Source organism: Sinorhizobium sp. P24N7, assembly GCF_042436655.1.
GTDB lineage: Bacteria > Pseudomonadota > Alphaproteobacteria > Rhizobiales > Rhizobiaceae > Sinorhizobium > Sinorhizobium meliloti_A.
Genome location: NZ_JBHMIW010000055.1, coordinates 1 through 1,092, shown reverse-complemented (window position 1 = coordinate 1,092; position 1,092 = coordinate 1). Strand labels below are relative to the sequence as shown.

Annotated in this window: 1 protein-coding gene; it reads right to left on the bottom strand. The window is 60.1% G+C overall.

Going from position 1 to position 1,092, the window contains the following annotated elements; translation table 11 throughout:
* The coding region (locus tag ACFHWW_RS33830; RefSeq protein ID WP_379943718.1) for a glycosyltransferase family 4 protein at positions 1-1,057 on the bottom strand (1,057 nt) is incomplete at its 3' end.
* Positions 1,058-1,092: the final 35 nt, after the last annotated feature.

Here is a 1,092-nt window from a genome sequence, read left to right as displayed (position 1 = left end):
GGCGCAATTCGCGAGAGTCTGCCAAATGAGCGAGAGCGTCCGCAAGCGCCTGCGGATCCTCTGGCTCGATGGTCAAACCGGCACCGGCTCGGTCGATGATCGCTTTAGATTCGCCTTCAACCGCAAGCACGATCGGCCGGCGCATCGCCATGGCCTCGAACATCTTAGATGGGATAACGGAGCGGAATAGCGGAGTTTTGGCCAAGTGCACGAGTGCTATGTCGGTCGCTTCCATAACAGCCGCCATCTCGTGTCGAGGAAGGCCTCCGGTGAAGATTACATTCGGCAGCCCCATCGTCCGCTGCATTCGCTCAAGGCGCTGCCTCTCTGCGCCATCGCCGACAACGAGAATGGCGACCTCCGGCCTCCCTTTCAGGATCTCCGCCGCATGAAGCACATTTTCCAGCCGGTGGGCCATGCCGAGTGTTCCGACATACGACGCAACCACCTTACCCCCGAGCGCGTACTGCGCCCTAAAATCGATTCCGCTTCCTATCGAAAAGGCTTTTAAGTCGGCCCCGTTCTTCACCACATGCACCTTTTCAGGCACGGCTCCACGCTCGACGATCTTGGAGACGAAGGAATCCGTCACGCAAACGATGCGATCCGCATGGCGGTACGCAAATCGTTCGAGCGCGGCGAAGGGCGCCAGTAGAAACCGGTTCTTCAGTGCCCCGACGGCGATGATGCTGTCGGGCCAAAGATCGCGGATTTCGAGAACCCAGGGCCGGCGCTTCAGACGGCTGACGAACCAGCCGGACAATCCGCAGAACAAGTTAGGCGATGTGGAGAAGACCACGTCCGGACGCGGCAGGAGGGGCAACATGATCAGCACGCTAAGAGCGAAAGACAGGTAGTTCAGCGTTCTCAGGAAGAAGCCTTCGTTGGCGGCAAGAAACGTCCACAGACGGATCACTTCGAGGTCGCCAACTCGCTCTCGCTGGAACAACCGGTTGCGGTAGCCTGGAAAAACCTGTCCGTTGGGATAGTTGGGGGCACAGGTCACGATCGTAACGCGCGCGCCGCCCCGCGACCATTCTGCGGCGTGTTCAGACATCCGCGCCGCAAGGGCACCGGTCTCGGGGGGGAAAT